10 protein-coding genes are annotated in these 6,694 nt (G+C 69.0%); 6 read left to right on the forward strand and 4 right to left on the reverse strand.

Annotated features, from left to right (window positions below):
- Window positions 1-63: 63 nt before the first annotated feature.
- Both ACFC3F_RS14855 and ACFC3F_RS14860 read right to left on the reverse strand, forming a co-directional pair.
- Window positions 64-735 (reverse strand): potassium channel family protein, encoded by a 672-nt coding sequence (locus ACFC3F_RS14855; RefSeq protein WP_376131430.1) that lies wholly within the window; start codon window positions 733-735, stop codon window positions 64-66.
- Complete coding sequence (locus ACFC3F_RS14860; RefSeq protein ID WP_376131449.1) at window positions 728-2,107, reverse strand: TrkH family potassium uptake protein; 1,380 nt, start codon at window positions 2,105-2,107, stop codon at window positions 728-730. The genes ACFC3F_RS14855 and ACFC3F_RS14860 overlap by 8 nt, the downstream gene beginning before the upstream one ends.
- Window positions 2,108-2,240: 133 nt before the next feature.
- Here ACFC3F_RS14860 and ACFC3F_RS14865 point away from each other — a divergent pair, with 133 nt between their 5' ends.
- A complete protein-coding gene (locus tag ACFC3F_RS14865; RefSeq protein ID WP_376131433.1) occupies window positions 2,241-2,648 on the forward strand; it encodes an ArsR/SmtB family transcription factor in 408 nt (135 codons plus the stop codon).
- Window positions 2,649-2,679: 31 nt separating this feature from the next.
- Here the strand turns inward: ACFC3F_RS14865 and ACFC3F_RS14870 are convergent, their stop codons facing one another.
- Together ACFC3F_RS14870 and ACFC3F_RS14875 are read right to left on the reverse strand one after the other, a co-directional pair.
- Window positions 2,680-3,528 (reverse strand): ABC transporter permease, encoded by an 849-nt coding sequence (locus ACFC3F_RS14870; RefSeq protein ID WP_376131435.1) that lies wholly within the window; start codon window positions 3,526-3,528, stop codon window positions 2,680-2,682.
- Window positions 3,525-4,442, reverse strand: a complete 918-nt coding sequence (locus tag ACFC3F_RS14875) for an ATP-binding cassette domain-containing protein (protein ID WP_376131438.1) — start codon at window positions 4,440-4,442, stop codon at window positions 3,525-3,527. The genes ACFC3F_RS14870 and ACFC3F_RS14875 overlap by 4 nt, the downstream gene beginning before the upstream one ends.
- Before the next feature lie 97 nt (window positions 4,443-4,539).
- Here ACFC3F_RS14875 and ACFC3F_RS14880 point away from each other — a divergent pair, with 97 nt between their 5' ends.
- The 5 genes from ACFC3F_RS14880 (at window position 4,540) to ACFC3F_RS14900 (ending at window position 6,586) form a co-directional block, all read left to right on the forward strand.
- Window positions 4,540-5,469 carry a TetR/AcrR family transcriptional regulator gene (locus tag ACFC3F_RS14880; protein WP_376131440.1) on the forward strand — a complete coding sequence of 310 codons (930 nt, stop codon included), beginning with the start codon at window positions 4,540-4,542 and terminating at the stop codon, window positions 5,467-5,469.
- Window positions 5,470-5,571: 102 nt separating this feature from the next.
- Entirely contained in the window at window positions 5,572-5,763 is a 192-nt protein-coding gene (locus ACFC3F_RS14885; RefSeq protein WP_179519823.1) for a helix-turn-helix domain-containing protein, read from the forward strand.
- Window positions 5,764-5,846: 83 nt separating this feature from the next.
- Window positions 5,847-5,945: a 30S ribosomal protein bS22 gene (locus ACFC3F_RS14890; protein WP_003792170.1), complete on the forward strand. Its 99-nt coding sequence runs from the start codon at window positions 5,847-5,849 to the stop codon at window positions 5,943-5,945.
- Window positions 5,946-6,032: 87 nt separating this feature from the next.
- Window positions 6,033-6,335 carry a rhodanese-like domain-containing protein gene (locus ACFC3F_RS14895; protein WP_376131444.1) on the forward strand — a complete coding sequence of 101 codons (303 nt, stop codon included), beginning with the start codon at window positions 6,033-6,035 and terminating at the stop codon, window positions 6,333-6,335.
- Window positions 6,332-6,586 (forward strand): glutaredoxin family protein, encoded by a 255-nt coding sequence (locus ACFC3F_RS14900; protein WP_376131447.1) that lies wholly within the window; start codon window positions 6,332-6,334, stop codon window positions 6,584-6,586. Before ACFC3F_RS14895 ends, ACFC3F_RS14900 begins: the two co-directional genes overlap by 4 nt.
- Window positions 6,587-6,694: the final 108 nt, after the last annotated feature.

Raw genomic sequence — 6,694 nt, forward strand, 5'->3', positions numbered from 1 at the left:
GTGCGGGGTTACCCCGCACTCTCGGCCCGCCGTTGCAGTCTCGCCGTCAGAAAGGGCGGCGGGTCAGCGGTCGAGGGAGGCGAAGCGCTCGATGTCGGAGTTCGTCCCCGACACGATGATGAGGTCGTGGTTGGTCACGACGGTGTCGGCCTCGGCGTAGCGGAAGGGCTTGCCGGGGCTCTTCACGCCCACGACGGTGACGCGGTACTTCGTGCGCACGCCCGATTCGTTGAGCCCGACGCCCCGGATGAACCGCGGCGGGTACATCTTGGCGAGCACGAAGTCGTCGTCGAAGCGGATGAAGTCGAGCATGCGGCCGCTCACGAGGTGCGCGACGCGCTCTCCGGCCTCGCGTTCGGGGTAGACGACATGGTTCGCGCCGACGCGCGCGAGGATCTTGCCGTGCGACTGCGAGACCGCTTTCGCCCAGATCTGCGGGATCTTGAGGTCGACGAGGTTCGCCGTGATGAGCACGGACGCCTCGATCGACGTGCCGACCGCGACGACGGCGATCTGGAAGTCCTGCGCTCCGACCTGCGTCAGCGCGTCGATGTTGCGCGCGTCGGCCTGCACGGTGTGCGTGACCCGCTCCGACCACTTCTGCACGAGATCGAGGCTCGCGTCGATCGCGAGCACCTCGCGGTCGAGACGGTCGAGCTCACCCGCGCACGCGGCGCCGAAGCGCCCGAGCCCGATGACGAGGACAGGCGCATCGCTGCGGATCTTCTCAACCAACGATGGGCCTTTCCACGGGCAGCGAATACAGCTGCGAACGGGATGACGCGGCCACCGCCGCGGCGAGAGTCACTGTACCAACGCGGCCCATCAGGATCGTGATGGCCAGGACGTAACTCGCGGCGTCGGGCAGCTCGGCCGTGAGACCTGTCGACAGCCCGACCGTCGCGAAGCCCGAGATGACTTCGAACAGCACGTCGCCGAGGTCGGCCTTCGTGATCTGCGTGATGATGATCGTCGACAGCGCGACGATCGTGGCGCCCCACACGACGACCGAGAGCGCGACGCGCAGCACGTCGCTGGGGATCCTGCGGCCGAAGACCTGATTGGATGCGCGTCCCCTGGCCTCCGACCAGACGGCGAGGCCGATGACGGCGAGGGTCGTCACCTTGATGCCGCCCGCCGTCGAGGCGGATCCTCCGCCGACGAACATGAGCATGCACGCCATCAGCAGGCTGGACTGATTGAGCTCGCCGACGTCGAGCAGGGAGAAGCCCCCCGAACGGGTCATCGCGGAGAGGAAGAACGCCTGGAACGTCGTGTCGAACGCATCCTGCGGGCCGAGGGTCAGCAGGTTGTCGTACTCGAGGATGAGGAAGACGACACCGCCGGCGAAGAACAGCGCGACGGTCGTGATGAGCGTGAGCTTCGTGTGCAGCGACCACCGGCGCACGTGCCACAGGTGCTTGCGCAGCGTGTAGATGACCGGGAATCCGATCGAGCCGAGGAAGACCCCCGCCATGAGCGCCGTGAGGAAGACGTAGTCGTGCGCGAACGGCGCGAGACCCTCGGCGTTGGGCGTGAAGCCCGTGTTCGTGAACGCCATCGCCGCGAAGTACAGCGCTTCCCACGCGGCGGTGTGCCAGGGGATGCCGGCGAGCAGGAGCCCCGGATAGAGCAGGACCGCCACCACGGCCTCGATGACCAGCGTGGACAGCGCGACCGTCGCGAGCAGACTGCCGATCTGCCCGAGCTGAACGGTCTGCCCCTCGTTGACCGGACCGCCGTGGCTGCGCAGCGGGTTCGAATCGCTCGCCGCCATGAGCTTGGCGCGCAGGCCCAGCCGACGCGAGATGACCAGTCCCAGGATCGACGCGATCGTGAGCACGCCGAGCGCCCCGATCTGCACGCCGAGGAAGACCAGGACCTGACCGAACGGCGACCAGTGCGTGGCCATGTCGACCGTCGCGAGCCCCGTGACGCAGATCGTCGAGACGGCGGTGAAGAACGCGTCGGCGAAGGGGGTCACGCCGCCGTCGTCGGCGGCGACGGGCAGCGAGAACAGCCCCGTGAACAGCAGGATCAGCGCGACGTAGACGAGGATCGCGACCCGGGCGGGGGAGCGCTGCGTCAGATCGCGGAAGAACTCCATGACGTCGTGGCCCACCCGCTGGAGGACCGACCTGCCAGACGCGCGTCTCGCGTCCGCCATAGGCGTCCTCCTCGTCACCGTCCCACGGTAGGGCCTCATGGTACTCCGCGGAGCGCCCGGCTAATCTGAGCACATGGCGGACATCTTCGACGTGATCGCGGACGGTACCCGTCGCGACATCCTGCGACTCCTGCTCGACCGCTCCGCCGCGAGTGAGCGAGGCACGAGCGTGTCGCAGATCGTCCAGGAGCTCGGGGCGAGCCAGCCCACGGTCTCGAAGCACCTCAAGGTGCTGCGCGAGGCCCATCTCGTATCGGTGCGCGAAGAGGGTCAGCACCGGTTCTACAGCCTCGCGCCCGAACCACTCGACCAGATCGACGACTGGCTCATGCCGTTCCTGAGCGACGGCACCGACTACGGCCTCGCCGCTGCGTCGACTCTTCCCGAGTCCGCCGCGCACGCGGCGGACGTCGTCGGCCGGGCCGCGGCATCCGCTCGGTACGCCGTCGCGAACGCGCTCAAGAGGCTGCCCGGACGCTGACTCCCGCCGACGCCCGGGCGGTCCCCGGTGCTCAGCGGCGGCCGGCCTTGCGGCGGAACAGCCAGGAGCCCCACGCGATCGAGACCGCGAGGATGGCGGCGCACCAGCCCAGCGCCCACCACGCCGAATCGCCCATCGGCGTGCCCAGGAGCAGGCCCCGGATCGTCTCGATGACGGGCGTGACCGGCTGGTGCTGCGCGATCGGCTGCAGCCAGGACGGCATCGTGTCGATTGGTGCGAAGGCGCTGGACAGGTAGGGCAGGAACAGGATGATGAAGCCGTAGCCGTTCGCGCCCTCGGGGCTGCCGGCGGCGAGTCCGATCGCGGCGAAGAGATAGGTGATCGTGAGGATGTAGAGGGCGATGACCGCGACGGCGCCGATCCAGCCCCACACGTCGGCCGTGGGGCGGAATCCCACCAGCAGCGCGACACCGATCACGATCCCCGTCGCCAGGAGGTTGCGCAGCAGGCTCGCCACGACGTGTCCGGTGAGGACCGCGCTGGCGCGCATGGGCATCGTGCGGAAGCGGTCGATGATCCCCGCCTTCATGTCGCCGGCGACGTAGACGGCCGTCGACGAGGCGCCGAAGCCCGCGCAGGTCAGGACGATGCCGGGCACGACGTAGTCGACGTACCCGCCGGACGGGTCGATCGCGCCGCCGAACACGAACGTGAACAGCAGCATGAGCATGACCGGGAGCATGACCGCCATGAGGAGCGACTCGCCGTCGCGCAGCGAATGCCGGAGGCTGCGGCCGACGAAGACGCTCTCGGCGGTGAGTCCCGACACGCGCGGCCGCAGGGCGGGGGCGACGGTGGTCCGGGATGGGCCCGCGCCTCGCGACGCGTCAGCGGCGGGTGACGTCGGCGCGGGGATCATGCGAGCTCCTCGACGGGGCGCGCTGCGGCGCGACGCGCCTCGGGCGAGGTGAGGGTGAGGAAGACGTCGTCCAGGCTCGGGCGACGCAGAGTCACGGTGCCGTCGACGCCCTGCTCGTCGAGGACGTCGAGAGCACGTCGCAGACCCGACACCGTGCCGTCCGTCGGGACTTCGCGGAGGAGGCCGCCGTGTGCGTCGTGCAACTCGACGGTGTCGCCGCCGATGCGCGCCTTCAGCTGCGCGGCCGTGCCGATCGCGACGACGCGTCCGCCATCGAGAACCGCGATGCGATCGGCGAGGTGGTCCGCCTCTTCGAGATACTGCGTCGTGAGGAAGACGGTCGTGCCGGCGTCGGCGAGGGATCGGATGACCTCCCACAGCTCGCGGCGGCTGCGCGTGTCCAGACCCGTCGTCGGCTCGTCGAGGAACAGGACCTCGGGGGCTACGACGAAGCTCAGCGCGAGGTCGAGGCGACGGCGCATTCCGCCCGAGTAGGCGCCGACGCGCTTGCCCGCGGCATCCGTCAGGTCGAAGCGCTCGAGCAGTTCCGCCGCGCGTTCCCGCGCGCGGCGGGGCGCGAACCCGGACAGGCGGGCGAGCATGACGAGGTTCTCGGTGCCGGTCAGCACGTCGTCGACGGCGGCTGCCTGGCCGGTGAGGCTGATGCGTCGTTTGACCTCGTCGGGCTGTCGGACGACATCGATGCCGATGACCGACGCGGTGCCCTCGTCGGGTTGCGCGAGGGTCGTGAGGATGTTGATCGTGGTCGTCTTGCCGGCGCCGTTGGGGCCGAGGAGGGCGAAGACCTCGCCGCGTTCGACCGTCAGGTCGAGGCCGTCCAGGACGCTCTGCCGACGGAACGACTTGCGCAGGCCCCGGACCTCGATGGCGGGAGCGGGCATCGGATCGTTCATGGGAACCTCTCTGTATAGGGCGGAAACTGTTTACAACGGTAACTGTTTATGACGGTAACACACTGTTTACACGCTAAACAGTCCTAGACTGAGCCCCATGACGGATGCCGCAGATCTCGAGCTTCCCCGCGGTGTCGCTCTCGCGTGGGGTATCGCCGCGAACCCGCAGCGCGGACCGAAGCGCGAGATGAGTGTCGAGCGGATCGTCGACGCCGCCGTCGAGATCGCCGACGCCGAGGGGTTGGGCGCCGTGTCGATGGCGGCCGTTGCCGCGCGTCTCGGGTTCACGCCGATGTCGCTGTATCGCTACATCACCGCGAAGGACGACCTGATCCTGCTGATGCAGGAGGAGGCGACCGGGCTGCCGTCCGAAGCGGCGCGCACGGCCGGCAGCTGGCGTGAGCGGCTCACGGCGGTCTACCGCGAGCAGCTGCAGCGGTATCTGCAGCATCCGTGGATGCTCGACATCCCCATCAGCGGAGCGCCGACGACGCCGAACAGCGCCGCGTGGATGGATGCCGGTCTCGAGGCGCTCGCCGGGACGCCGCTGTCACACGAAGAGCGGCTGGCGGCGCTGCTTCTCGTGACGGGGCACGCGCGGTGGGCGGGGACCGTCATCGCCGGCTATCTGCGCCGTCAGAACGAGATCGGTGTCGACGGCGACGCGATCACGGCGAAGGAGGACGCGCTCTATCGGGTGCTCATCACGGCGGACGCCTATCCTTCGCTGCGCGAAGCGATCGACGCCGGGGTGTTCCTCGACGACTCGGATCCGTTCGGCTTCGGGCTCGAGCGCAGCCTCGACGGTCTCGAGGCGCACATCGCGGCGGTCGCGGCGGGAGATGCCCCCGAGCGGGCGGCGTGGGTGGGCGTCGACGATGCCGACATCGAGGGGGACAAGAAGTTCCGCGACGCGCGCAAGGCTGCGCGCGACGCCGAGAAGGCACTGCGGGATGCCCGCAAGCTCGAGCGCCAGGTCGCACGCGATGCCCGCGAGCGGGTGGCGCGACAGCGGCGAAGCGACTGAGCACTCCCGTCCCAGCATTCACACGTGCCACGCGGGTTTACACGCGTATGCTCGTGACTCTAGAGTGTGCACATAACTGGGGATACATGGAGGAGGGGCGGCATGGCAGAACTGCCTGACGTGCGGTTCTTGACCGTCGCTGAGGTCGCAGAGTTGATGCGCGTGTCGAAGATGACGGTGTATCGGCTCGTGCACGCGGGAGAGCTTCCCGCTGTGCGCTTCGGCCGCAGCTATCGCGTGCCCGAATCCGCCGTGACCGCAGCTCTGCAGCGACCCATCGCCGACGTCGGGTAAGCTGTCACGAGGCATTTTTTCCGTATTGCCCGTTCCCGGGCGCAGACGACTCTGCGTCCAGACCCCGATCTAGTGAGGTTTCCGTGGGTTCTGTCATCAAGAAGCGCCGCAAGCGCATGGCGAAGAAGAAGCACCGCAAGCTGCTTCGCAAGACTCGCCACCAGCGCCGCAACAAGAAGTAAGCGGCATCCGACACCAAGCGCCCCCGGGCAGGCTCTCCGCCTGCCGAAGGGGCGCTTCGTGTCTTGCCGCCGACCGGAGGGAGACCCATGCAGACGATCGACGTGCATGAGCTGAAGGACCGCACCGACCGCCCGCTGATCGACGTCCGCGAGGCGTGGGAGTACGAGGCCGTTCGCGTCCCCGGCGCCATCAACCTGCCGATGTCCACGCTCGGCGGACGCCTCGACGAGTTGCCCGCCGAGGGCTTCGACGTCATCTGCAAGTCGGGTGTGCGCTCGGGGCAGGCCGTCGAGGTGCTCGAGGCCCGCGGCTACGACGCCGCGAACGTCGAGGGCGGCACGGACGACTGGGTCGCGGCGGGATACCCCACCGAAGACGGACTGCGGTGACGACCCTCACCCTCATCGGCAAGCCCGACTGCCACCTGTGCGACGTCGCACGCGAGGTCATCGAGAACGTGCTGGCGGACCTGCCCGACGACGTTGCCGACGTCATCGAGGTCGAGGAGCGCTCGATCGTCGACGACGCCGCGCTGTACGCGCAGTGGTGGGAGAAGATCCCGGTCGTGCTCGTGGACGGCGACCTGCTGGGTCACTGGCGCATCGCGCCCGACCGTCTGCGCGCCGCCCTCACCCCCTGAGTTCGCCCCCGGACGTGCCCCGGCCCTCTGACGCGCCCCGCCGCGCAGCATCCCCGTATTGACCGCGAGACTGCAACGGCGCGCCGAGACAGCGGGTGAAGCCCGCTG

Source organism: Microbacterium sp. NPDC055910 (assembly GCF_042271185.1).
Classification (GTDB): Bacteria; Actinomycetota; Actinomycetes; order Actinomycetales; family Microbacteriaceae; genus Microbacterium.

Bases quoted from the DNA above. Each gene is read 5' to 3' on its own strand.
- ACFC3F_RS14860 (WP_376131449.1), bottom strand. From the start codon at position 2,107: ATGGAGTTCTTCCGCGATCTGACGCAGCGCTCCCCCGCCCGGGTCGCG.
- ACFC3F_RS14865 (WP_376131433.1), top strand. From the start codon at position 2,241: ATGGCGGACATCTTCGACGTGATCGCGGACGGTACCCGTCGCGACATC.
- ACFC3F_RS14870 (WP_376131435.1), bottom strand. From the start codon at position 3,528: ATGATCCCCGCGCCGACGTCACCCGCCGCTGACGCGTCGCGAGGCGCG.
- ACFC3F_RS14875 (WP_376131438.1), bottom strand. From the start codon at position 4,442: ATGAACGATCCGATGCCCGCTCCCGCCATCGAGGTCCGGGGCCTGCGC.
- ACFC3F_RS14880 (WP_376131440.1), top strand. From the start codon at position 4,540: ATGACGGATGCCGCAGATCTCGAGCTTCCCCGCGGTGTCGCTCTCGCG.
- ACFC3F_RS14885 (WP_179519823.1), top strand. From the start codon at position 5,572: ATGGCAGAACTGCCTGACGTGCGGTTCTTGACCGTCGCTGAGGTCGCA.
- ACFC3F_RS14895 (WP_376131444.1), top strand. From the start codon at position 6,033: ATGCAGACGATCGACGTGCATGAGCTGAAGGACCGCACCGACCGCCCG.